General features: G+C 45.8%; 20 protein-coding genes. 13 read left to right on the top strand and 7 right to left on the bottom strand.

Annotated features, from left to right (window positions below; all coding sequences use genetic code 11):
* The first annotated feature begins 128 nt into the window (after window positions 1-128).
* Window positions 129-1,580, top strand: coding sequence for a WD40 repeat domain-containing protein (locus tag H6F98_RS07750; RefSeq protein WP_192218093.1), 1,452 nt, complete (start codon window positions 129-131; stop codon window positions 1,578-1,580).
* 466 nt (window positions 1,581-2,046) lie between these two features.
* Here the strand turns inward: H6F98_RS07750 and glmS are convergent, their stop codons facing one another.
* On the bottom strand, window positions 2,047-3,963 hold the full coding sequence (gene glmS, locus H6F98_RS07755; protein WP_192218094.1) for a glutamine--fructose-6-phosphate transaminase (isomerizing): 1,917 nt from the start codon (window positions 3,961-3,963) through the stop codon (window positions 2,047-2,049).
* A 333-nt stretch (window positions 3,964-4,296) separates the two neighbouring features.
* Window positions 4,297-4,545, bottom strand: a complete 249-nt coding sequence (gene psaC / locus H6F98_RS07760) for a photosystem I iron-sulfur center protein PsaC (RefSeq protein WP_190432475.1) — start codon at window positions 4,543-4,545, stop codon at window positions 4,297-4,299.
* 430 nt (window positions 4,546-4,975) lie between these two features.
* Here psaC and H6F98_RS07765 point away from each other — a divergent pair, with 430 nt between their 5' ends.
* A complete protein-coding gene (locus H6F98_RS07765; protein ID WP_192218095.1) occupies window positions 4,976-5,509 on the top strand; it encodes an Hsp20/alpha crystallin family protein in 534 nt (177 codons plus the stop codon).
* A gap of 262 nt (window positions 5,510-5,771) precedes the next feature.
* Complete coding sequence (locus H6F98_RS07770; RefSeq protein WP_192218096.1) at window positions 5,772-6,545, top strand: sporulation protein; 774 nt, start codon at window positions 5,772-5,774, stop codon at window positions 6,543-6,545.
* A 243-nt stretch (window positions 6,546-6,788) separates the two neighbouring features.
* Here H6F98_RS07770 and H6F98_RS07775 read toward each other — a convergent pair whose 3' ends face one another.
* From H6F98_RS07775 to H6F98_RS07785, 3 genes are all read right to left on the bottom strand, one after another.
* Complete coding sequence (locus H6F98_RS07775; protein WP_192218097.1) at window positions 6,789-8,045, bottom strand: MFS transporter; 1,257 nt, start codon at window positions 8,043-8,045, stop codon at window positions 6,789-6,791.
* 24 nt (window positions 8,046-8,069) lie between these two features.
* The gene (locus H6F98_RS07780) at window positions 8,070-9,101 is read right to left on the bottom strand and encodes a glycosyltransferase family 2 protein (protein ID WP_192218098.1); all 1,032 of its coding nucleotides are present in this window, start codon (window positions 9,099-9,101) and stop codon (window positions 8,070-8,072) included.
* Between the two features lie 151 nt (window positions 9,102-9,252).
* On the bottom strand, window positions 9,253-9,969 hold the full coding sequence (locus H6F98_RS07785; protein WP_192218099.1) for a C40 family peptidase: 717 nt from the start codon (window positions 9,967-9,969) through the stop codon (window positions 9,253-9,255).
* Window positions 9,970-9,991: 22 nt separating this feature from the next.
* Between H6F98_RS07785 and H6F98_RS07790 the strand changes: the two genes are divergently transcribed.
* The 3 genes from H6F98_RS07790 (at window position 9,992) to H6F98_RS07800 (ending at window position 13,206) form a co-directional block, all read left to right on the top strand.
* Window positions 9,992-10,933, top strand: coding sequence for a serine hydrolase (locus tag H6F98_RS07790; RefSeq protein ID WP_192218100.1), 942 nt, complete (start codon window positions 9,992-9,994; stop codon window positions 10,931-10,933).
* A 343-nt stretch (window positions 10,934-11,276) separates the two neighbouring features.
* Complete coding sequence (locus H6F98_RS07795) at window positions 11,277-12,299, top strand: outer membrane protein (RefSeq protein WP_192218101.1); 1,023 nt, start codon at window positions 11,277-11,279, stop codon at window positions 12,297-12,299.
* Between the two features lie 199 nt (window positions 12,300-12,498).
* A complete protein-coding gene (locus H6F98_RS07800; RefSeq protein WP_192218102.1) occupies window positions 12,499-13,206 on the top strand; it encodes a TrkA family potassium uptake protein in 708 nt (235 codons plus the stop codon).
* Here H6F98_RS07800 and H6F98_RS07805 read toward each other — a convergent pair.
* Complete coding sequence (locus tag H6F98_RS07805) at window positions 13,172-14,785, bottom strand: Na+/H+ antiporter (RefSeq protein ID WP_192218103.1); 1,614 nt, start codon at window positions 14,783-14,785, stop codon at window positions 13,172-13,174. The two genes, H6F98_RS07800 and H6F98_RS07805, sit on opposite strands and share 35 nt — an antisense overlap.
* Before the next feature lie 54 nt (window positions 14,786-14,839).
* On the opposite strand from H6F98_RS07805, the gene H6F98_RS07810 reads away from it, so the two are divergent.
* Entirely contained in the window at window positions 14,840-15,925 is a 1,086-nt protein-coding gene (locus H6F98_RS07810) for a tRNA (guanine-N1)-methyltransferase (RefSeq protein ID WP_192218104.1), read from the top strand.
* A gap of 75 nt (window positions 15,926-16,000) precedes the next feature.
* Window positions 16,001-16,654: a peptide-methionine (S)-S-oxide reductase MsrA gene (gene msrA / locus H6F98_RS07815; RefSeq protein WP_192218105.1), complete on the top strand. Its 654-nt coding sequence runs from the start codon at window positions 16,001-16,003 to the stop codon at window positions 16,652-16,654.
* Between the two features lie 234 nt (window positions 16,655-16,888).
* On the opposite strand, the gene H6F98_RS07820 is transcribed toward msrA, so the two are convergent.
* Entirely contained in the window at window positions 16,889-17,926 is a 1,038-nt protein-coding gene (locus tag H6F98_RS07820) for a hemerythrin domain-containing protein (RefSeq protein WP_192218106.1), read from the bottom strand.
* A gap of 434 nt (window positions 17,927-18,360) precedes the next feature.
* Here H6F98_RS07820 and H6F98_RS07825 point away from each other — a divergent pair, with 434 nt between their 5' ends.
* The 5 genes from H6F98_RS07825 to ftsE all read left to right on the top strand — a co-directional run bounded on the left by H6F98_RS07825 (window position 18,361) and on the right by ftsE (window position 22,304).
* Window positions 18,361-18,891, top strand: coding sequence for a vitamin K epoxide reductase family protein (locus tag H6F98_RS07825; protein ID WP_192218107.1), 531 nt, complete (start codon window positions 18,361-18,363; stop codon window positions 18,889-18,891).
* A 200-nt stretch (window positions 18,892-19,091) separates the two neighbouring features.
* Complete coding sequence (locus H6F98_RS07830) at window positions 19,092-20,042, top strand: pentapeptide repeat-containing protein (protein WP_192218108.1); 951 nt, start codon at window positions 19,092-19,094, stop codon at window positions 20,040-20,042.
* Window positions 20,043-20,232: 190 nt separating this feature from the next.
* Window positions 20,233-20,364: a hypothetical protein gene (locus H6F98_RS33975; protein ID WP_277927539.1), complete on the top strand. Its 132-nt coding sequence runs from the start codon at window positions 20,233-20,235 to the stop codon at window positions 20,362-20,364.
* A gap of 368 nt (window positions 20,365-20,732) precedes the next feature.
* Window positions 20,733-21,467, top strand: a complete 735-nt coding sequence (locus tag H6F98_RS07835) for a WecB/TagA/CpsF family glycosyltransferase (RefSeq protein ID WP_192218109.1) — start codon at window positions 20,733-20,735, stop codon at window positions 21,465-21,467.
* A 93-nt stretch (window positions 21,468-21,560) separates the two neighbouring features.
* Entirely contained in the window at window positions 21,561-22,304 is a 744-nt protein-coding gene (gene ftsE / locus H6F98_RS07840; RefSeq protein WP_192218110.1) for a cell division ATP-binding protein FtsE, read from the top strand.
* The last annotated feature ends 535 nt before the right edge of the window (window positions 22,305-22,839 follow it).

Below are 22,839 nucleotides of genomic sequence, written 5' to 3' on the forward strand. Positions count from 1 at the left end.
AAGAATTAACTGCTAGTGCAGTGTAAGACAAAGAACATAGCCTGAGAATAAGTTTTTCAGGCTAATCTAAAAAAACAGTTCAACTGAATAATCTAAAACCTTTACACAAATACTTGTGGATTGCCAACATGGAAGAATTAAAGGCTTGGTCATTTCTAGTCAGCAGTAGCCAAAACCTTGAATTTACAACAATTGTAGCTCCCGACTTTATTTGTGATGCTCAAATTCCAGACTTACTTAAGAAGGCGGTAGCAAAGTACAGATATCCAACTGATTCAGGACAGGCAGTATATATAGAAATTCCTTACCGTGAGTTAGGAAATATTGTCTTGGTATTTCGTACTAGCTGGGCATCTACGAAGTATATCGGACGGGAGGAAGATGAAATTCTCAAAGATCCACAAAGACCTATTCCTTTTATAGAAGGTATGGTTTTGAAGGAATCAATAAGAGATGAAGTGGTAGCGGCTATAAATTTTGAGCAAATTCACGAGCAGTTAGTAAAACATTACAAAGATTTTTGGGAGTTGACTACTATTATGCCTGCAACTCCATCGAAGTCTTTTAATTTGCTGAAGGATAGTGAGCCTAGTAGGAATCTGATACTAAAAAGAGAGACTCCATTGACGATAGCACAATCAGGCATACAGTCTCGAAGCAAATCATGGCAGTGTTTACACACTATCCTGGATACCTCTAGTCAATCCGTTGGTGTTTGTTCAGTCGCTTTCAGTCCAGACGGGAAACAGATTGCTATTCGGTATTACGATCAAACAGTTAGGATATGGAGCCGGGATAAAGAGAAACTTGACACTGTTTGGTCTTCTTGGACTCCTAAGCATAGTGTTAGTTCAGTGGCTTTCAGCCCTGATGGACAGTTTATTGCAAGTGGCATGGTTAATTTATGGCGTTCAAATGTCATCAAGATGCGGAATCTACGGACGGATAAAGATGAGGAATTTTCTAGTAATGAACAGGGAGAGATTTCTACTGTAGTCTTCGCATTTCATCCCAGTGATGGTAAGTTTATTGTTAGTGGTAGCCATGACAAAACTATAAAACTTTGGGTAATTTCTACAAGACAAATACAACATACTTTCCCAGGAGGCTTAGATCGGGTTAACTCGATTGCTATTAGTCCCGATATAAAGATTCTAGTCAGTGGAGATGAAAAGGGAATTATCAATCTCTGGGACTTTGAAAAGGGTTCAAAAATTATGACAATAGAAGCCCACAAAAAAGCCGTAAATTCAGTTGTATTCAGCCCTAAGTGTAAGATATTTGCTAGTAGTAGTGAAGATGGTAAAATAAATATTTGGGATAGAGGAACTGGAGAAAAAGTTGGTAGTATAGAAGTGCATTGTCCTGTTAATTCAATCACTTTCAGTCCTGATAGTTCAATCCTTGCTAGTAGTAATTCAAATAAAGGAATAACAATTTGGAATGTAGAAACTGAGCAGCAAATTTGCACTTTGGATGAGCATGAAGAAAAAGTTACTTCAGTTGCCTTTAGTCCAGATGGTCGGCTTCTAGTAAGTGGTAGTAAAGATGGAACTGTTAAGGTGTGGTGCAGAACTTGAGGAACAGGGAGATTGCATCATTTGAAAGAAAAGCATAAATTCTACTTCTATTCCTAAGAGCCTGTCTTGCGGTCAGGAAGTCCTCAAGACCGTAGAGTTTCCGAATGCCTGACTTATACCCAAGTTTCACGGGCAAGACATCCTACCGCTTGACTTTATTTTTTAAAAACTCCTAATAGCTGTAGCAACTCAAGCTGCACGGCGTTCCTATCCACAAGTTAGTCCCGCCAGAGTCACCCGTACTAATTGCTGCACCTCTCAAATGTAGTCTGTTGCCATTCCCGTCTATCCTGCCCATGAAAGAGATCTCTGGAAGCGATCGCGATGCTATTGGTACGCACGCTCGTTTCCAGAGATAGGATTTCGGCTGGAGAAATTGTTCAACCGTTTTTTAAATTGTTTAACCGTTTTCCAAATTGTCCAACTTTATTATTCCTCCACAAATATCTACAATAGTACAAATGTACTATTCAACCGTAACAGACTTAGCGAGGTTGCGAGGCTGATCAACGTCCAAACCGCGCCGTGCAGCAATGTGATACGCCAACAACTGCAAGGGAATCACCGTCAGAATGGGTGAGAGCAACTCTTCCACTGCTGGCACTGGCAACAAATTGTCAAACGTCTCCGCCGCATCTGGATCATTTATCGGCGTTACCCCAATCAGACGAGCATCACGCGCTTTCGCTTCCTGGGCATTTGAGAGGACTTTCTCATAGACATTACCCGGCATTGCGATCGCAACTACTGGCACCTTAGCATCCAATAATGCGATCGGCCCGTGCTTCATCTCACCAGCAGGGTAACCTTCAGCGTGAATATAGCTAATTTCCTTGAGTTTAAGGGCACCTTCCAATGCGATCGGGAAGTTTATCCCACGTCCCAAAAAGATAAAGTCTTTAGTCTCGGCAAACTCATGCGCTAACTCTTCGATATAGCGCTCTTGGCTTTCTAAAATCAGTTCAATCTGCGCGGGCAACTGCCGTAAGCCAACCAAAATTTCCTTGATGCGCGATGCGGGCAAGGTTTGCCGTTGCCATGCCAAATCTAAAGCAAGGCAGTAAAACGCAACTAGCTGGTTAACAAACGTTTTCGTTGCCGCAACACCAATTTCAATCCCTGCGTGTGTCTCAATAATATGAGGTACCAGCGTCCCAAGGGAACTCTCTAGACGATTCGTAATCCCCAGGAGTCGTGGCTGATAGGGAGCTAGCAACTCTGCTCTACGCTTTTGTTCCATCTCCAACGCAGCCAGAGTATCAGCCGTTTCCCCCGACTGTGTAACTCCAATTGTTAGGGTGTTGGGAGTGAGTGGTGATGGTGCGTAGCGAAACTCTGAGGCATACTGCACCATTGTGGGAATCCCGGCTAGCTGTTCGAGCAGGTACTTACCGACTAAGCTAGCGTGCCAACTGGTACCACAGGCGAGAATTTGAATTCGTTCTAAGTTCTCATAGAGTGATGCTGGGATGCCTAGCTGAATCGGTGGCTGGAATGCCTGTGGCGGTGTACCATCATCTGTTTCCAAGCTCCAATCATTGTTGAGATAAGCCTCCAGACAGGTTCGCACGACTCCAGGCTGCTCGTAAATTTCCTTGAGCATGAAGTGTCGGAATCCCTGCTTTTCAACGAGAACAGGATTCCAGTTGAGGGTACGAGGCGTTTTTTTTAGGCGATCGCCTTCTAGGTTATAGACTTCAATCCCCATCGGCATCAGCCGCGCCAGTTCCCCATTCTCCAGAGGCAAAACAGCGCGAGTGTAAGGCACAATTGCCGGGGTATCTGAGGCGCAGAAAAATTCACCTTGACCAAATCCGACAACTAATGGTGCTTGTTGCCGCGCGCCAATTAATTCATCCGGGTAATCCACAGAAATCACTGCGATCGCAAAAGCTCCCTGCAACTGATTTACCGTCTGCCGCACGGCTTCTAAGAGGGGGCTAGAGTTTTGAGAGGAGGTTGAGGCGTTAGCGAGATGTTCCGCGATCAAATTAGCAATCACTTCAGTATCAGTATCCGAGCGGAACTCATACCCCTGCTGTTTTAAACCCTCACGCAACTCCCGGTAGTTCTCAACAATCCCGTTATGCACCACCGCAATTCGCCCTGCGCTATCTGTATGCGGGTGAGCGTTGTATTCTTCTGGCTTGCCGTGAGTTGCCCAGCGAGTATGTCCAATGCCAAGTCGCGCTGGATTTTCCAGGCTCTCTAGCTTTTCACGCAAGTTGTGAAGTTTTCCCTTCGCTCGAACGCGGTGCAGTTCTCCTTCCCAAACCGTCGCGATTCCGGCAGAGTCATAACCTCGATACTCTAGTTTCTCCAACCCCGCCATCAAGATATCTGTAGCCGCTTGGGTGCCAATATAACCAACGATTCCACACATTTACAACATCACTCCTCGCTTCGCACCATGTTTTACAACCTACTTGGCTCTTGATAACACGTCAAGGCAAGAGGGAAGGAGTAGAGACTCCTCCAGAGACGAAAAGGTTGCAGTGTCTACGACTAGAGCAAATCTTTATAGAGCAAAAACTTTTTCCTATTTTTTCGATTGTCAACCCAATCCCCAATCCCCTTCACCAGAGGAATGACACTAAGACAAAAAAAAGAGGAGGCACAGGGGCTTCCTCAATGAAATCAAAATCTAAACGCATCTTATCGACGCTTGCTATAGCAGCACCATAACCGCAAAGACTGAGAAGTCTTGACGGAATGGTTAGTATGCTAAACCCATACTGCGGGTAGTTTCAGCATTACTGAGGTATACCCGAATGCTCAGAAAGTCAGTAGGACAAGCCGTTTCGCACCGCTTGCAACCTACACAGTCTTCTGTGCGAGGTGATGAAGCAATTTGACCTGCTTTACAGCCATCCCAGGGAACCATCTCCAGGACGTCTGTGGGGCAAGCCCGAACGCACTGGGTGCAACCAATGCAGGTATCGTAAATTTTGACGCTATGAGACATTTAATAACGGCTCCAAACGAGAGTTCTCCACTCAATAAGCGAGACTCAGGATCAAGGGCTAGTTTACCGCAGCGCTTTCATCCCCTGAGACATGAGGTTACAGAACTTCAAACTCTTTAATGAACAGGAGGGGTTGGGTGATGAGGGGGTGGGTGATGGGGAGGTGAGGAGTTGGGGTGATGGGGAAAGCATACTCATACTTTTAATTAGATTGAACTGGGTATTAGGAGAAAGTAGAAACCTTATCCCTTCAATGCTCTTTTCTTGACAGGTAGGTTTTGCTTCAAGTAAACAGGACATCACTCAATAAGTTTGGTTAATCCTACAAAACAGATGCGGTTTCCCTCACTGACTCTAGGCTTTAGACTCGGCATTATAGAAGAGTGTGAAGTGAAGGTTGATGCACAAGAGCAAGAGAGGAAATTCAGCTATGGTACTGATTCGTTGGCAACCGTTCCAAGAAATGGAAACCTTACGCCGTCAAATGGATCAAATGTTTGATGAAATGATTGGAGTTAATCACGACACGTTTAGAACTTGGCAGCCTGCAATCGAAGTTCAAGATGCGGAAGATAGCGTAATCTTACGGGCAGAAATTCCTGGCGTTGAAGGCAAGGATTTGGATGTTCGGGTAACTCGTGAAGCAGTTGCAATCACTGGTGAGCATCGCTATGAGAAGAAAGCTGAAGAAAAAGGCTTCTTCCGCTCTGAGTTCCGCTACGGTAAGTTTCAGCGTGTGATTCCTCTATCTGTTGCCGTTCAAAATGATCAAGTCAAAGCTGACTTCAAGAATGGCATTTTGACGCTGACACTGCCTAAGGTAGAAGCGGCTAAAAATCGTGTAGTTAAGCTCAATCTAGCCCAGCAGCCTGCTGCGGCAATTGAAGCTTCTGGCGAGCAGCAAGCTAACACTGAAACTAACGATGTTTGGGAGTCCCAACCGACTGAGCCTGCTGCTGTATAAGACTAATTAAGCTGAATAATTGCTGTGCGTGACAGCTTGGTTTAACGACTTACCGTTGAGATAAACTCAGCGGTTATTTTTTATCTTTAAGAATATGTAGAAGAGTGGCTAGTACAGCGGGGGAGAAAGTTTTTCACCTGTCCTAATTACTCACAAAACCTCTTGCCCCTTTTGTAACTAGTGAGTGATTGCTGCAATTTGCGATCGCACACAGTCTTTTTCCTGTTGAACTAAGATGGTATCGCCGAGTGAGGACAAACCCATGTCAAGGTTCAAGAAGCTTTTAGCCAAGGTTGGAATCGGTGCAGCAACCGTAGATGCTCGTCTGTTCGATGATGTACTCGTTCCCGGTGAGATGCTCAATGGTGAAGTCCATATTGCAGGTGGGGATGTTGAGCAAGAGATTGACGATATCTACCTGTACATTGCTACGACATACAAACGGGAAGTTGACGATCGCACAGTGACTGAGGAGTGCATATTGGTCAAATATCGCCTCTCGGAACGCTTCAACCTACAGCCAAGAGAAGCCAAGGTTATCCCCTTTTCTTTCCCTCTTCCCGATGAAACACCTCTGACGATGCGAGAGCAACCTGTTTATCTGCGGACTGGGTTGGATATTTCTACTGCGATTGACCCAAAAGACACGGATTACATCCAGGTGCGTCCTCATCCTTTGATGCAGCAAGTCTTAAATGCGATCGAGAACCTTGGCTTTCAACTCAATAAAGTTGATTGTGAATACAACCCGCATTTCGGGAGTCACTACCCCTTTGTTCAAGAGTTTGAGTTTCGACCTTTTGGCAATTACCGGGGACGTTTGGATGAGTTGGAAGTCGTTTTCGCACTTCAGTCCAATCAGTTGGAAGTTTTCTTAGAAATAGATAAACGGGCGCGTGGCTTTGGTGGATTCTTAGCTGAAGCCTTCGATGTGGATGAACGCTATGTTCGCTTTCAAGTAACGCAAGATTACCTGAACTATCCGTTAGAATTGGAAGCCAGGATTGATGACATTATCCAAAGCCATCTACACTAGGGCATTTCGGTAAAAGATTTATCAATCTCATCCAGGAGTCTGACATTCACAAATTATTCACAGCTTCTGGCTAACTTAGTAAGTAATCAGGATTAAGCCTGAGTCGTAGCGTTAAGTTAAAACTTTATCTGTAAACCGCTAGCCAGCAATCTCGAAAACTGTTGACTAGCTTATGACTTACTAAAACCCAGACCAATATTGGTCTGGGTTTATTATTTGTACTTCCTCATCCCAGGTGGTTTCCTAAACTTTATCCACTAACGCATAGACATCCCGTCCACGACCTGTAGTAAACCGCAGGGAATGCGCTAAATCTTTGCTATTCTGGGTAACGAAGATGACAAGAGCGAGTAAAGCAATACCCGTAGAGAGTGAAAAGATGCCTTGGTAGCCCAACTGTTGTGCAAACGTACCGAGAACTGGCCCTGCGATCGCAATTCCGACATCAAAACCACCAATACACACAGAAAAAATTCGTCCGCGTTCATGAGCGTAAGAGCGATCGGAAAGTAAAGCAATCATCATCGGAATCAACGTTCCACCGCCAGCCCCCTCTAAAAGACCTGCCAACAAAAAGTAAACAGCACTCTGGGCTTGGGAAAGTAACAACATCCCTAAGCCATAGCAGACCAGACTCCCAGTGATAAACAGCCCTCGACCATAACGGTCAGATGCACGACCCGTAACCAAGCGAATCCCAAAACTCGACATCGCCGCAGCCGTGTAAAACCAGCCAGCATTCAAATCCACCTGCGATTCTCTGATATACAGTGCCACAAACGTCGCTACTGACCCAAAGACCAATCCTGTTAGCAGCAAAACCAATGACGGAATCCGGAAAGCGGGTTTAGCCAGCAACAGCCAAAATTTATCGTTCTCTGGCTGAACTGAGACTTTGTCTGAATCGCTGTTTAAGTTACGAGTAACACGAGGTTCTTTCACCTGAGATGCAAAAAAGAACCCTAAGAGTCCCAGTCCAGAGGCAAGCAGAAACAACGGTATATAGCCAGATTGTTCTTGAAGAAAGCCACCCATTGCAGGCCCAATCGCAATCCCAATCGGATTCGTTAAACTCATGTAGCCAATCAACTCACCTCGCTTCTCGGCTGGTGATAAATCGACAATCAAAGCACTGTTACCAGTGGTATAAGCCGCAATACTAATGCCGTGGAACGCCCGAATTAGCAGAAGTAAGGGAATTGAGTTGACAAAAAGATAACCCAAGGGAGCGATCGCAACCACTCCCATGCCAATCAGAACTACTAGTTTACGACTGCGTTGGTCTGCAAGCTTTCCTAGCCGCGCACGACACAGTAGCAGTCCTACCGCAAAAGCCCCCATAACAACGCCAACCTGTTGCGTTGTACCGCCCACATCTTCCACATAGAGCGGTAGGGTTGGCAATAAAGAACCTAAACTAGCCCAGAATAATAGACCCGCCGCAAACAAAGCCAATAGGTTCTTGCGTTGTTGCGGCTCTAGCGAACGAAAAACTTTCACTCTATCGCTGCATTCTTGCCACACTCAAGGCAAGTTTCCTCTCTCTTTACCATTCTTAACACCAGGCTCAATGACTTGCCTCACCCGATAGATTGGTCTTCCTTGAGATTCGTGATAGGTTCGCATCATTAATTCTGCCAGCAACCCAAAGCTGAACAACTGGACACCTGCTAGCAACAGCACGACAGTCAAAATCAATAAGGGACGATTACCAATCGACTCTCCTAGTGCCAGTTTGACAAAGGTGAGATAACTTCCCAACAATAGCCCTAGAAGCATTGAGAGCAAGCCAAATAAACCAAAAACGTGCATCGGACGGGTTAGGAACTTCTTCATAAACCAGATGGTTAATAAGTCCATCAACACCCGAAATGTCCTTGCTAATCCATATTTGCTGCGCCCAAAGCGACGTGCATGGTGACGCACTGGTAACTCAGTAATCCTTGCCCCCTCAATAAACGCCAATGCCGGAAGGAAGCGGTGTAACTCCCCGTAGAGGTTCATATCTGCTAAGAGTTCTGAACGATAAGCTTTGAGAGAACAGCCGTAGTCATGAATTTTGACACCCGTAACTCGTCCGATAATCCAGTTGGCAATTTTTGAAGGAAGCAATCGGGTTAATGCCGCATCCTGGCGATGCAAGCGCCAACCACTCACGAGGTCGTAACCTTCTTCCAGCTTGGCTAATAATAGGGGAATGTCGGCTGGATCATTTTGCAAGTCACTATCCAAAGAGACGATCGCACGACCATGTGCATGTTTAAATCCTGCTGCCATGGCGGCGGTTTGACCATAGTTACGACGCAGTAAGACAGCACGGATGTCGCTGCGAGTTTCTGCTAGTTCCTTGAGCAGTTGTACCGAACCGTCTGTTGAGCCATCATCTACACAGATAATTTCGTAACTCAACTCTTGGGCAAGCATTGTGGTTGCGATCGCGTCTATCAAGTGAGGCAAACTCTCTACCTCGTTATAGACTGGCACCACAACAGACACATCAGGGATACTCGCAGGGGCAGCAGTATCCTCGCTTAATAACCTTTGAGAAATTAACATATTTACCTCACACCCACAAAGAAAAATTTCTAGATTTTGGATTGAAGTTCAGGAGTTGCAGGAGTTCTCCTGAACTCCTTGTAGAAACACCCAGCCTCTGTCCGGGGTGCGGGCATTCTGAACTTCTGTATTCTGAACTTTTTTCATGCAGTTATTTATCCATCGGAAAGTTTGATGGCTGATAACTTTCTACCACTCGTCCGCAAGAGTACAACTGCCGATAATACGCTTGAGTAATTGCATCTCCCTGTTCCGATAGGGGGTCAATCGCAATTCCATTTCGACCATTATCTTTGCCAGAACTATGGATATAACGTCCGTCTCCTACATAAAGTGCGACATGATTTACTTTCTCATGAGTTCCAAAAAAGATTAGATCTCCGGGTAAAAGTTCCTCAATAGCGATCGCATGAGTAAATGCTTCCTGCTGGTAGGAGTCTCTGGGTAACCAAATCCCCGATGCTCTAAACGCCGCTTGCATTAGTCCGGAACAATCATAGTTGGGTCCAACAGTACCTCCCCAGAGATAATAGTTGGGTTGTTTCATCGCCTCTAGGGTGAAGGCAATAACTTGAGGCAGACGATTTTGAATTTCGAGTCGTGAAAGTGCGATCGCCTGATAGGGTGTATCAACAGGTTCTAGATAGTCAAAATCTTCTAGTGGCAACCAACCTGGATAGTCATCCTCACACAGGCGAACCTCAAGGACGTTCTCATCAGTTTGTGACAATACCCTCAAATAACGCCCTGCAGCGGCTTGAGTTGCCAGACTCCTAGAAGTGGGAGAATCATAGAGATTCAGAGGCGCTTTGCAGCGGTACTCGTTGAATTGTTGACTTGGGATTTGGGTTTTTGGATAGGACGGCATTCTTTAAAGCCGATAGCTAAAAATGACTTTTTTTCGGAAAGACGAACAATTAGAAAAGCTAGGATTAGAAATCCTGGAAGCCACCTGGGCGGAATTTCCTGGACTTGCTCGCAATCAAATTGCTCTCACCTGGATAGTCTACGATCCACCTGTCCCCGTGAATACTGGTGGCGCACTTTCGGCAGAAGAATTTTGGAAGCATCAAGTCCGGGGCTTTAGCTATCGCGGTGTAGAGCGGATTTACCCTGCCAGTGTTGTGAAACTGTTCTACCTCGTTGCGATCGAGGAGTGGCTGGAAACGTCGATGACTCCCCCCTCCACTGAGTTGGACAGAGCCATACGGGATATGATTGTCGATTCTAGTAATGATGCCACAGGTTTGGTTGTCGATATTTTAAGTGGCACGACCAGTGGCCCAGAATTATCATCTGGACCCTTTGAAACCTGGAAGTTTCAGCGCAATATTGTCAATCGTTACTTTCAATCCTTGGGTTGGCAAGAGTTGGAAACTATCAACATTAATCAAAAAACCTGGGGGGATGGCCCTTATGGTCGGGAACGGGTGTTTTTGGGAGAGTTGATGGAGAACCGTAATATGCTGACGACAAATGCTACCGCACGGTTGTTACACAGCATTGTTGGCGGTGTGGCGGTGTCATCAACGCGATCGCAAGCGATGATGGCGTTAATGAAACGAAGTTTAGAACCTGCTAACTTGGCACAGGGTGAGGAAAATCAGGTTACAGGTTTCTTCGGTGCTGGGTTGCCCCAAGAGGCGCAGTTGTGGTCAAAGGCAGGTTGGACGAGTCAGGTTCGCCATGATGCCGCCTATATTGAGCTACCACACGTACCACCCTATCTTTTAGTCGTGTTTACGGAAGGCAAAGCTCACAGCAAAAACCAAGCCCTTTTCCCCTTTGTTTCTGCACAGGTTGTCGCCGCGATGAATCACTTAATGAAGTGAGGGTTACTTGACATATCGCTGGGATGGGTATCTTGCCTGTCCCAGTGTTTCTAGGACAGACAAAAAGCTCAGTCTCAGTCTACAAGAGTAAGCCTTGTGGTTATGTGATCGCATTGAGAGTCGGGTAAGGTTTCAAACTTTATCTTGCGGTGTATACAAAAATCCTCCAATTGGGAGAGGCTTTTAAAATCTAAAATCTTCCTGCAAAGGTAGCAATAATTCCTTAGAATCTTTTAAATTAACCTCAGGATTTTAGTTGCTTAAGCTCGAAAATCCGAGAAAATGAGCTGATAGATTTGGCTTTTTCGATTTTTAATGTGATTTCTGAGGGGTGACCGTAAAGATGAATTTTTTTAGACAAGTTTCCTTCCTTCTTGGCTTTGTTGCTTTGACGGTTCTTAGCAGTGCGATCTCCGCTAATGCGGAAACGGTGATCAATGGTTCACAGTCATTGGAAGCCGATACCACATTGATTGAGGAGGTTGAGTCTGCTGCGATCGCTATTTCGCCCATTAACTCACTTCCCATAGACTCAACTTCATCTCAGGAAAGCTTAGAAGCAACGGCTGCACTGACTGAGGATGTTGAGTCTACCGAGACAGCCACCTCGACTGTCAAGCCACAACTTGCAAGTAATCCTTCTGTTACAGAAATTCCAGAAGGTACAACTCAACAGCATCATTTGCAACCAGCCAATGATGCTGCCATTAAACAGAATCAAGCTGATTCCCAGGAACAACCACTAGATGTAGCGCTAAACGACGAGCAAGGTTCTGCTAGTTCGGCGGATCGTGCAATCGAAGCACCGACACCAGGAACCGTAGAAACCTCTGCGGATCTTCTGTCAGCACAACCAGAGTTTGCACCTGTGCCAGAAGCGTCTTCTGATGCAGCAGCTAGCGAAGCCGATACCACAGTGGCTCAAACTGAGATTGATCCCGGTCGTCCTACCCGTGGTGGTGCTAGCTATGTCGGGATTGGTGGCAATATTGGCATTGACGGTGATACGGCTCTAGGTCGGGGTAGCTTTGTGATCAATGGCAAGATTGGTCTGACTCGAACCCTCTCCTTCCGCCCAGCGGCTATTATCGGAGACGATACCGTTTTCCTCTTCCCGCTGACTTACGACTTTAGGATTCAGTCAACTGACCCGTTTGAACCCGTGCGGTTTGCACCGTTTGTAGGCGGTGGACTCGCTCTTTCTACGGATGAGGATGACAACCTAGGTTTCTTGGTCACTGGTGGTGTTGATTTCCCCTTATCACCCCAATTTGTCGCCAATGCTAGCCTCAATATTGGTTTTCTTGAAGATACAACCGACTTCGGGCTTATGGTAGGCATCGGTTATACCTTCGTTAGCTTCTAAAGATAGACCAACATTCACACTCAGCGAGTTACTTTGACAATTAGCCTCCTAGACTGATACTTCGGTTTAGGGGGCTGATGTTTTTCTGTATTTTCTGTATTCCGCTTTCGGATGTAGTCAAGCGTAGAACTGGCAACTAGCCGCTTTCAGTCACAATAGAAAAGCTTGCAACAGCAATTACAAGAGCGGGGGACGAGCGATGTATATATTGATTGGCGGCGCAGGACTAGTCGGGCTGAACTTGGCTAAAGAACTAATGGACTTGGGGCATACAATCGCCGTTATTGAAATTGACCCTGCTGCCTGCCGATATGCACGCGAACAGGTAGGGGTGATGGTGTTTGAAGGCACTGCAGTAAATATCCAATTGCTGCAGGAAGCCGGAATTCGTAAGGCAGATGCACTTGTTGCTGCTCTCCGGGATGATGCGCTAAACCTAGCAATGATTACCCTTGCCAAGCACTATGGCGTACCCCAGATTGTCACACGGATGCGTAACCGCGATTTTGCCGAACCCTATCGTCTTGCTGGAGCGCATCATGTAATCAGCACCATTGACCTACCTGTGAATACAATGGTGACGGCAATTGAATATCCCCAAGTCGAGTCGATGATGCACTTCGAGCAGGGACAGGTCGAAGTCTTCAAGTTGGCAATTCCCGCAGATTCCCATGTTGCTGGTTGTAGCCTTGGCCTCATTGCTAAGGATTCCCGTTTTCCAGTGGGTTCTTTGATTATTGGCTATCAACCCCATCCCTCTGCCGACCTAGTGATTCCCAATGGCAATACGATGCTGGAGGCAGGGTCAACCATTCTAGTCGTGACTAAATCTGAACTCTTGCATCAGGTGGTTGATTATTTGGATCTACGTTCTAATCATCCTCCAGCTTCAGAAGTTGCTCATTAAGGGTTTTAATTCGCTCTTTTACCACTTCCTCTGAGAGGATACGTCGGCGCAGCGCGTCATTGAGTGCCCCTTTTTCTGCCAAGAGTAATTGCCGACGGATTGCATCTAGTTTAGTGCGATCGCTAACATTCAAAGGCGATCGCTCTGGACGTTGGTTATGGATATCCCGCAACGTTCTCTCAGACGCGGCGACTTTTACCTGATAAGCTGCACGCATCTCTTCATAGATGGCTTTAGGTAAAACTCCTGATTTTAGAAGATTTTCTAATTCATCCTGAGCCGCTTTCGCTGTCATCAGTTGGGCTTGTAACTCCTCAATCTGCTGACGAGATTCTGAGTGATGAGATAGCTTTAAACGTCGCAAAAACCAGGGCAGACTTAACCCTTGTCCTACTAGAGATAACAGGACAATACCAAGCACGATCGCAATCAACTTTTCTCGTTGCGGTAACGATGTTGGTAAGCTCAAAACTAGCGCTGTCGAGAGTGAGCCTTTAATGTTCCCTAAAAACAGGACGTGTCGCCAGCGCATAGGAATCGGTTTGTCAATAAACCGAACTAAGGATAAGAGTGGATAAACGGTCAATGCACGCCCCACTTGATAGGCAATCAGTGCTAAGAGAACAGCGGGTAAAGTTTGCCAGAGGGTGATGAGATTAATCTCTAAACCAATCAGTAAAAAGATAAATGTATTGACTCCAAATCCCGCAAATTCCCAGAAGCTAAACAAGGTTACTTGAGTCGAAGCAGAGGTGCTTTGGGAAACGCCAAGGTTGCCGACAATCAATCCTGCTACAACAACGGCAACCACACCGGATACATGAAAAAACTCACCCGTTTGGAAGGCTCCCAAGGCAACAGCAACGGTAAGTAGAATCACACTTAAGGGGTCATCTGTTTGGCTGAATAAACCAACACTCAGGTAGCCCAAGGCTAATCCAACTAATACTCCTCCAATGATGACAAATAAAAATTCCTGTACTGCATCTAGAGGCGATAAGGAACCTGTAGAATATACGGTCAAAATTAGGCTAAATAAAACCAGAGCAACATCATCATTAAGTAAGCTTTCACCCTCAACCAAGGTAACCAGTCGGTGAGGCACAGATACTTCTTTAAAAACAGCAATCACCAAGGCTGTATCCGTAATCGACAGAATTACAGCGACTAGCAATGCCGGCACCCAAGCTAAACCCAGTTCTAGTTTGAGCAAAACTGAAGTGATACCAGTACAAAGTAAAACCCCTGGTCCTGCAAGGATGGCAATCGGTTTAATCGTACTCCGTAGACGACTAATGTCTGTGTTGATTGCCGATTCAAACAGTAGGATGGGCAAAAAGAGATTGAAAATTAAAGCAGAGTTTAGAGCAATACGATTCGGCAACAGCTCAGTGATCGCTAGACCTGCTAGTACTAAACCTGTAATGTAGGGAATTCGTAATCGTCGCGAGATCAGAGCAACCCCTGTAGCGACTAACAACAAGATGATGAGAACGATGATTACTTCGGAAAGATTACCCTGATTCTCACTGCCTGCGACGGGAATTGCTAAGAGCGATCGCTCACTTAGCCACTGCATAAGGCGTACTCACTCAATTTGTTGGTAGTTTAAACTCCAGTTAAACATCATTACATGCAAAGCGAAGTAAGAGCGAGGTTCAGGGTTGGCAATGCCTTCTATCGTCCCCTTAGCCAAGTGGCGAGAGATTTAGGCGTTTTATCCGCTGCAATTTACCCCTGTGATACGGGTTACTTGAGAGTGTTGGATGCAATGAGTGGTTGTGGTGTGCGCTCTTTGCGCTATTGGTTAGAGAGTCGCGCCGATTGGGTTTGGGCGAATGAGGGGAACCCAGAACTTAGTACCGTATTGCACCAAAATTTAGAAGAAGCGATCGCATCAGGTTGCTGTCAGGTGACTCATCTTGATGCAAACCGAGTATTTTTTGAGTGCTACAACCACAAAGACTACTACGATTTTGTCGATGTCGATTGCTTCGGTTCTCCAGCACCGTATCTGAACACCAGCCTCTGGGCAACGAAAATCGGTGGCTTACTTTACCTCACTAGCACGGATGGGCGCACCGCAACAGGTCACGCCCCCCAGAGCAGTTTGAGTACCTATGGTGCTTATGCACGAAACCATCCTGCTGCTCATGAGCAAGGATTGCGCCTGTTGATTGGGAGTGTGCAACAACAAGCGGCGGCAAAGGGACTAGGCGTTGAGCCAATTTTTTCACTGCAAGTCGGTCAAACCTATCGGGTAATGCTGCGTTTGGTGGGAACTCAAGCATTGACGGCAGAAAATTACGGGTTCTTAGGCTACTGTCACCATTGCGGTGACTATCAAACTGTGTCTTGGCGCAAGCTAGGACGGGTTGTTTGCCCTCATGACTCTCATCCCCTAACTTTAAGTGGTCCAATGTGGTTAGGAGTATTGCATGAACAACTCTATCTCAGGCGTATGGAACTACTAGCAAAGGAGTGGAACTGGCTCAAGCGAGTACAGTTGCTTCAAACTATGAAATCTGAGGCAGATTTACCACCTTATTTCTACACTCTCTCGGAAATTGGACATCGAGGTCGGATGGATATTCCAAAGCGATCGCATTTAATTCAAGCCTTGCAAGCGCAAGGTTATCGCGCCAGTCCAACTCATATCAATGCCCAAGCGATTAAAACAGATGCCTCACTACTCACCTGTATTGCTGTTGCCCGGTAAAGTTTTTAGACCAAAGCTAAGATATTAAGTAAGGTAAAGACAAAGACGTTCATTAAAAATATAGGGTCAGAAGTAATGGTGCTATTTGGATTTGGCAAGAAACTAACCCTACCCTCTCCTGAGGAAGCATTGCCGGGACGCGCAGAACCCATGCCAGTGCCCGCTCGTCACTATGTAAACGGAAATCCGCTCAAACCTCCCTATCCTGCTGGGCTAGAGATGGCGATGTTCGGACTGGGCTGTTTTTGGGGAGCTGAACGGCTATTCTGGAAGCTTGAGGGAGTATTTACGACAGCCGTAGGGTATGCGGCTGGAATAACCAAAAATCCCACTTATAATGAGGTCTGTTCCGGTAAAACGGGTCACAATGAAGTGGTGCGTGTGGTGTTTGACCCAAGCGTTATTAGTTACGAAGCACTCTTGAAAGTTTTCTGGGAAAGCCATGATCCGACGCAAGGGATGCGTCAGGGTAATGACATGGGTACACAATATCGTTCAGGCGTTTACGTCTATTCCGATAGTCAAAAGCAGATAGCTCAAGCCTCACGAGACACTTATCAGCAAGCTTTGAGTGATGTTGGTTACGGGACAATCACAACGGAGATTCTTGAAGCGCCAGAGTTTTATTTTGCTGAAGACTACCATCAGCAGTACTTAGCCAAAAACCCAAATGGGTATTGTGGGTTAGGGGGGACAAAAGTTGCTTGCCCTATGCCTACCAACGCCTAGAATCTTGACAACATTTATAGCTTTCAGCAGTCAGCTTTGGGTTAAATCGGCTCACTCTAAGTTCCTTAGCTCCCTTTAATGTCCTAACATTCGTAGCTACTACTATAAGAAAGCAATATGCACTTATAGGAAAAAGGCTAAAAGGGAAAGGTAAAAGGTTGTTCCCTTTTACCTTTCCCCGAAAACCAATTAGTTAAAAAGGCGACGCGAAAGGCTCTCGGCAGCTTATCGTAATTAGGCTGTCATTTCTTGCTGAATTTTGCTCTTGGCAGCTTTGAATTCAGTCGCCATTTGCTCTTTTTGCTCATCGCTGCAATTGTTGTCAATTGCAGTGAACATTGTGAATTCCTCTTGACGAATGTGATCGCCAACCATATCCATCAGATCTTTAACTTTTGATCTGAATTCATCAGCATTAGCGGGGTCCATCGCCTTAATTTGATCGAGCATCTGCTTCATTTGCGCTTGCTCATCGTATAGCTCTTGAGTGTTGTCATCGCCGTAGAATGGGCGAACTCTTGGATAGACGACTTCTTCTTCAGCTTGAGCGTGTACTAATAAATCTTTGTAGAGTTGTCCGAAATACTCTTGGAGCTTTTGAGGATCTTTCGTCGCTCCAATTTCGGTGAAGATAGTATTCGTCTTGTTGTGATCCAGCCGGATGAGGGTCTGGATGTTCATATCTTGCTTATCGGTGTTTTGGGTGGTTACGCTACCAACTACACCTGAGAATGCAGCGATCGCATCTTGCACCCGTCCCCAAAGTCCCTGATCAGCATCTTTGCCTGTCATTTCGCGGACACCCACCTGTTCAAGCATCCCCTTGAGCTGTTCTTGGTGAGCGCGTCCCTCGAAGTTAACGGTATTCAAAGGCCCAATTGCTACTTCAATATCAGCCCCTACCACCTGAGCGGCTTTGTGAATCATGATTCCACTCATGGCTTGACCATGCTTCATCAGTTCATGGTGCATGAGTTTCTGGTAGAACGTAAACTCATCACCTGACATCATCTGCTCAAACTGCGGAATAAATATTTTGGTCGCAGCACTAGGTTCAGATTGAATGCCATATTGAACGATGACCGTCTCGATAATGCCCAGGTTTTTCTGGTCATCCTCAAGCATATTTTGGAGACGCTTGCGAACATCTTCATCAGGACAGGCATCTATTAGTTTTTGCTCGTCAGAGATAATTAATTCTTGAAATGCTTTCAGGTCAGCTAATCTTTCGCCGATCGCAAGCCGCTTTGTGTCGTCTAGTGTTGTCACCATGCTTAGTTCTCCTATAGCAAAATAATGGCATTGATACCCTCTTCACCGCACAGAAATAAGCCCTAGATTAAACACAGGGAGTGGGAAAGAGGGCTTTTCAGTGTTCGTTGTGAGCTTCGCACATCGAGTCTCTCTTGCAATCTAATCCTGCTATTTTGTCTAAATCGCCTATCTAGAAAGAGAAATAACAAAATGTTAAGTTAGCCTGTGTTTTTAAATACGAAAGCCTCAAATATAAGGCTTGAGAAGTACCTCCTGCGTGAGTGGTACGCATCAAATTGGCTCCGTAAAAATGTAGTGAATCTATCTGCTCTCAACGTCCGGCGTTGTCTTCGCCGAATGGATGCATATTGCGTATTCTTCCATCGTTGGTGGAATGCCCTGTGCATAGCTGATGTAACCATCAACTCTTACGTTATGGAGGATTGCGCTTTATGGAGCCAACACAACTAAGTCAAGAACTGCGCCAAGGAAAGAACCCCCACATGAGCCGTCGGCGAGCAATCATCGGCTTGTCTATGCTCGGCGGTTCCATGGGACAACTCGTCACACTCTACCAAACTGGAATTGTTAGTCACCTGCCCGATCCTCCGGGACAGAAGATTTTCGATGCAGACCGCGTTGACGCTTCTAACTACGCTTACAACAAATTCAACTCACCCGATGGACCAATAATGGTGTTTACTTATGCCATCACGGCTTGGTTGGCGGCGGCTGGTGGTCTGGAGCGCGCACAGCGCAACCCTCTCCTACCGATTGCAATGGGCATCAAGATCCTAATCGACGTGGTGACAAATGTTGAGCTAGCTCGTGAGGAGTGGAGTGAGAACAAAGCGTTTTGTGAGTACTGCCAAGTTGCGACGCTTTGCTCGTTTGCGTCCTTAGCACTCGCAGCGCCTGAAGTTATTGCCGCTACTCGCACCCTGCTCGGACGCCGCGATAAGAACACCACAGGCGAAGCCTAGACTCTTGTTGCTCTGCCTCCTGGTCAGGTTGAGACGGGAGGCAATACACATCAAATAAGTGATGCCACGAAAACCTGTGATCGCTCCTAATCTTTGAATTGGCTATTTGCCGACACTCTTGCTGTCTTAGTTTTCCTGTTTTACTAAGCGATCGCTAGTATTCATTACTAATCCATGATGAGCTAGCGGACAAGCGTGAGATGGTAAATGAGCAACATCTTGCTGTGCTTAGGCAAGGCATCCCTATTTGGAACAATTGGCGAGAAAACAATCCAGACATTAGACCAAACCTGAGCGAGGCAGACTTTACTAGCGTAGACCTCAGAGAGGCAGACCTCAGTGGTGTAGACCTTAGACAAGCCGTGTTTTATCGAGCAAACCTTAGTGGCACGGTTTTCTATCGGGCAGACTTAAGGGAAGCCAATCTTAGTCGAGCCAATCTGACTAGGGCATATCTTCCCTTAGCCAATCTCACAGACGCAAACCTCAGTGGGGCAAACCTTGCAATGGCGAACCTCATTGAGGCAAACTTGCGTAGGGCAAATCTGAGTGATGCAGACCTCAGTCTGGCAGATTTCAGTGAAGCAGACTTGAGTGAGGCAGGTTTAGAAAGAACCCAAGTCTGGAATGTTAATTTCAATAAGGCAATATTTACAGGAGCTTGCTTAGAAGACTGGCAGCTAAATATTGCTACAACCTTCCAAGACATAACGTGCGACTATGTTTATCTGCAAGCTCATCAACAGGCACGTCGTCCCTTGACTGGCAACTTTGCACCAGGAGAGTGTGCCCAGTTATTTGAAAAAGTATTAGAAACGATAGAGCTGGCTTTCCGCCATGGTATTGATTGGAAAGCCTTCTTCATTTCATTCCAAAAGTTAAAAATTGAGAATGATAGACCTGAGCTATCCATTCAAGGGATTGAAAATAAATCCGATGGTACACTGGTTGTCAAAATAAACCTTTCTCCTGAAGCTAATCAAACAGAGATTAAGAACTACCTAAAGCTAGAGTATGAAGCCGCTCTTAAATCTATAGATGCACAACCCAAAAATGCATTGGCTGCTCAAGAAGACCAGTTGATGATTTATCGTCAGCACAGTGCAGACCTAACCGAGGTTGTTAAGTGGTTGGCTAACAGAACTGAATAAGGAAACGGTGCTAATGTCAAGCACCTCTTGAACTTTCAGGAAGTATTATTGAAAGCTTTATAGTAAATCGTGTCAGCTTTACTGTTTCTTCACAATATTTCTTGTATCACAGAAGTAGGCAGTTAAGGAAGTTAAATAGCTGCCTGATTGAAAAGTTTTTTAAACCTTTGAATTATACGGGGTGAGTACAATGTCTCGTCGTTATAACCAAAACAATTCTCCCTTGGAACGTATCGTTTACAGCAAAGTCAACGTTAAAGGGAAAGTTCAGCTAGTACCACTGGAGTTGTACGCTGATGGCTCTGTTAAACGAGTTATCTGAATTAAACCAGGATTAACTACACACTCTTTAAGTGTTTTTTTAGAGCAAGTAGTGTTCCAGTAGAGATAGTAGAGACGTGAGGAGGGTTTGCACCACGAAGTCTTGAGAAAGCAAACTTCCCCTATCCTTCAGGATTCTCCTGAACACAGCCACTCCTTTATTCTTCTTGTTCAGTGAACCCCTGTAGGCAATGGGTTGAACGGGCTAGCTGTGTTTTGTACAGTAGCTGATTAGAAGCCAGTGATTGCGATCGCTCACGTCTCTAATTTTTTTTGGTGAGTAATATTAACAAGCCGCTAGATTTAAATGTCCGGATCGGCTAGCCTTCATAGTGTTAGTGTGATGTGAGGCTATGCGAACACTGGGCTATGCTTGAGGCACCTGAAAAATTCCCGATCCTGGGGCTACCGGTTCACCTATTAGATGACTATGACTACTGGCTTGGAACTCGTCTGCATCAAAAGCTGGGTAGCCATGTCGTGACACTGAATGCAGAAATGGCGATCCAAGCAGAGCAAAATGAGGCTCTCGCTAGCATTATTCGTGATGCCGAACTGGTGATTCCGGATGGTGCTGGAGTCATCTTTTACTTACGTCTCCAAGGGCAACGGCAACGGCGTTGTCCAGGAATTGAACTTGCTGAATCTTTAATCCGACAGGCTGGGCAATTGGGAGAGTCTTGCCCGGTTTTTTTCTATGGAGGGGCACCTAGTGTTGCACAGAATGCGGCTAAGGTTTGGCAACAACAACTTCCAGAATTAGCGATCGCAGGAGTTGAAGACGGCTACCTCTCACCGGAAGCGGAACAAGAATTAAAGAAAACCCTGGAAGCTAAGCAACCCCGGCTAATTTTGGTAGGATTGGGAGTCCCTCGTCAGGAGTTTTGGATTGCTAAACACCGCCACTTGTGCCCTCAAGCCACCTGGATTGGCGTTGGTGGGAGCTTTGATATCTGGGCAGGGCTTAAAACCCGTGCGCCAGTGTGGTTACGGGAAAATAATCTGGAATGGCTTTACCGACTTTATCAGGAACCCTGGCGTTGGCGGCGGATGATGGCTTTGCCACAGTTTGCTCTAAAAGCGATCGGCCAGCGCTTGGTTTGAAGTAAATTTAGAGTTTCGTTGGGCACCTGCCCAATGAAAAGAGAAAAGTCTTGAATTCGCTTATACTCACCAATCATTGTTGATTGCTTGTCTATGACCACAGCATTTGCTCCTCCTGGTAATCCTAAAACTCAGCAGCAAGTGGCTTCCAACGCGGGAACCACTCAAATGCCTGTGATAATCAAGTTACAAGGGGTGACAAAAACCTATCCCAATGGCAGTCGGGGATTACTTGATGTCAATCTGGAAGTGAATCGAGGAGACTTTTTGTTTGTCACCGGCCCTTCTGGTGCTGGGAAGTCAACGTTGTTGAAGCTGCTTTATGGTGCGGAACGTCCAACACAGGGAGATGTGATTCTTGAGCAGTTTAATGTGGGGAAGTTGAGGGGCGATCGCTTATCATTACTCCGTCGCCGCATTGGTATTGTTTTTCAAGACTACAAACTCATTCCCCGTCGTACTGTCTCAGAAAATATTGCCTTTGTCCTGTGGGCACAAGGCTTCACCCGCAAGGAAATTCAGCGTCGTCTGCTGCCAACGCTGAAGTTAGTAGGTTTGCAACATAAAGCTGACTGTTTTCCTGAAGAACTCTCTGGAGGAGAACAACAACGGGTAAGCCTTGCGCGTGCCATCATTGGCACTCCTCCAGTGTTGCTAGCGGATGAACCAACTGGCAACCTCGATCCCGATAATTCTCGGCAGGTGTTGCGGATTCTCAAAAAGCTGAACGCAATGGGTGCAACAGTGATTGTTACCACTCATGATGAACAGCTAGTGCAAATGTCTAATCAACCCGTCGTGCAACTGCGGGATGGGCATTTGCATCAAGAGTTTTGAGAAGCGATTCTGGAAGAAGCTTACTGTTGCTTACAAGTCGTCCGCCACTTTGTTGTTTGTCCAGGAGATAAATAACCAATAACCAACAACAAATAACAGGAAATCCCACGTCTAAAGGACGTGGGATGAGCTAATCTTCATCCTTGGCTAAAGAAAACAAGGGCAAAAAATCCAATGAGTCCGCCAATAAGAATAACACCTGTCCATTCAGGTTCAGAAAGATCTCGATTAAATCCGCACCACAAGCACTGATACTTATTGCGGCTAAGTTGAGCTAGTGAGCTTTTCCCGCATCTTGGACATTCTGGCAAGGTGTTTCTGATTTCTAAAAACTCTTGGTTCATTGTTAGTAATTGATTTAGATGAATTACTAATAAGTGAAAATTAGGGTACTGTGTGACAAGCTTTAAGAAAAAATATTCGGCTCTTCAGTACTTAGTATGCTAAATCAACAATTAAGATGCCAATTAAGCAAGCATCTAATTCGGTAATTTTCAAAATGTCTAAAACCATAAGCAGAGCGTTTAATCAACTT

Origin of the sequence: Microcoleus sp. FACHB-SPT15 (genome assembly GCF_014849525.1) — a bacterium.
GTDB lineage: Bacteria > Cyanobacteriota > Cyanobacteriia > Cyanobacteriales > Coleofasciculaceae > Symplocastrum > Symplocastrum torsivum.

What these genes read in the sequence shown, in the direction of transcription:
- H6F98_RS07750 (WP_192218093.1), top strand. Translation starts at nt 129, where the DNA reads ATGGAAGAATTAAAGGCTTGGTCATTTCTAGTCAGCAGTAGCCAAAAC.
- glmS (WP_192218094.1), bottom strand. Translation starts at nt 3,963, where the DNA reads ATGTGTGGAATCGTTGGTTATATTGGCACCCAAGCGGCTACAGATATC.
- psaC (WP_190432475.1), bottom strand. Translation starts at nt 4,545, where the DNA reads ATGTCTCATAGCGTCAAAATTTACGATACCTGCATTGGTTGCACCCAG.
- H6F98_RS07765 (WP_192218095.1), top strand. Translation starts at nt 4,976, where the DNA reads ATGGTACTGATTCGTTGGCAACCGTTCCAAGAAATGGAAACCTTACGC.
- H6F98_RS07770 (WP_192218096.1), top strand. Translation starts at nt 5,772, where the DNA reads ATGTCAAGGTTCAAGAAGCTTTTAGCCAAGGTTGGAATCGGTGCAGCA.
- H6F98_RS07780 (WP_192218098.1), bottom strand. Translation starts at nt 9,101, where the DNA reads ATGTTAATTTCTCAAAGGTTATTAAGCGAGGATACTGCTGCCCCTGCG.
- H6F98_RS07785 (WP_192218099.1), bottom strand. Translation starts at nt 9,969, where the DNA reads ATGCCGTCCTATCCAAAAACCCAAATCCCAAGTCAACAATTCAACGAG.
- H6F98_RS07790 (WP_192218100.1), top strand. Translation starts at nt 9,992, where the DNA reads ATGACTTTTTTTCGGAAAGACGAACAATTAGAAAAGCTAGGATTAGAA.
- H6F98_RS07795 (WP_192218101.1), top strand. Translation starts at nt 11,277, where the DNA reads ATGAATTTTTTTAGACAAGTTTCCTTCCTTCTTGGCTTTGTTGCTTTG.
- H6F98_RS07800 (WP_192218102.1), top strand. Translation starts at nt 12,499, where the DNA reads ATGTATATATTGATTGGCGGCGCAGGACTAGTCGGGCTGAACTTGGCT.
- H6F98_RS07805 (WP_192218103.1), bottom strand. Translation starts at nt 14,785, where the DNA reads ATGCAGTGGCTAAGTGAGCGATCGCTCTTAGCAATTCCCGTCGCAGGC.
- H6F98_RS07810 (WP_192218104.1), top strand. Translation starts at nt 14,840, where the DNA reads ATGCAAAGCGAAGTAAGAGCGAGGTTCAGGGTTGGCAATGCCTTCTAT.
- msrA (WP_192218105.1), top strand. Translation starts at nt 16,001, where the DNA reads ATGGTGCTATTTGGATTTGGCAAGAAACTAACCCTACCCTCTCCTGAG.
- H6F98_RS07820 (WP_192218106.1), bottom strand. Translation starts at nt 17,926, where the DNA reads ATGGTGACAACACTAGACGACACAAAGCGGCTTGCGATCGGCGAAAGA.
- H6F98_RS07825 (WP_192218107.1), top strand. Translation starts at nt 18,361, where the DNA reads ATGGAGCCAACACAACTAAGTCAAGAACTGCGCCAAGGAAAGAACCCC.
- H6F98_RS07830 (WP_192218108.1), top strand. Translation starts at nt 19,092, where the DNA reads ATGGTAAATGAGCAACATCTTGCTGTGCTTAGGCAAGGCATCCCTATT.
- H6F98_RS33975 (WP_277927539.1), top strand. Translation starts at nt 20,233, where the DNA reads ATGTCTCGTCGTTATAACCAAAACAATTCTCCCTTGGAACGTATCGTT.
- H6F98_RS07835 (WP_192218109.1), top strand. Translation starts at nt 20,733, where the DNA reads ATGCTTGAGGCACCTGAAAAATTCCCGATCCTGGGGCTACCGGTTCAC.
- ftsE (WP_192218110.1), top strand. Translation starts at nt 21,561, where the DNA reads ATGACCACAGCATTTGCTCCTCCTGGTAATCCTAAAACTCAGCAGCAA.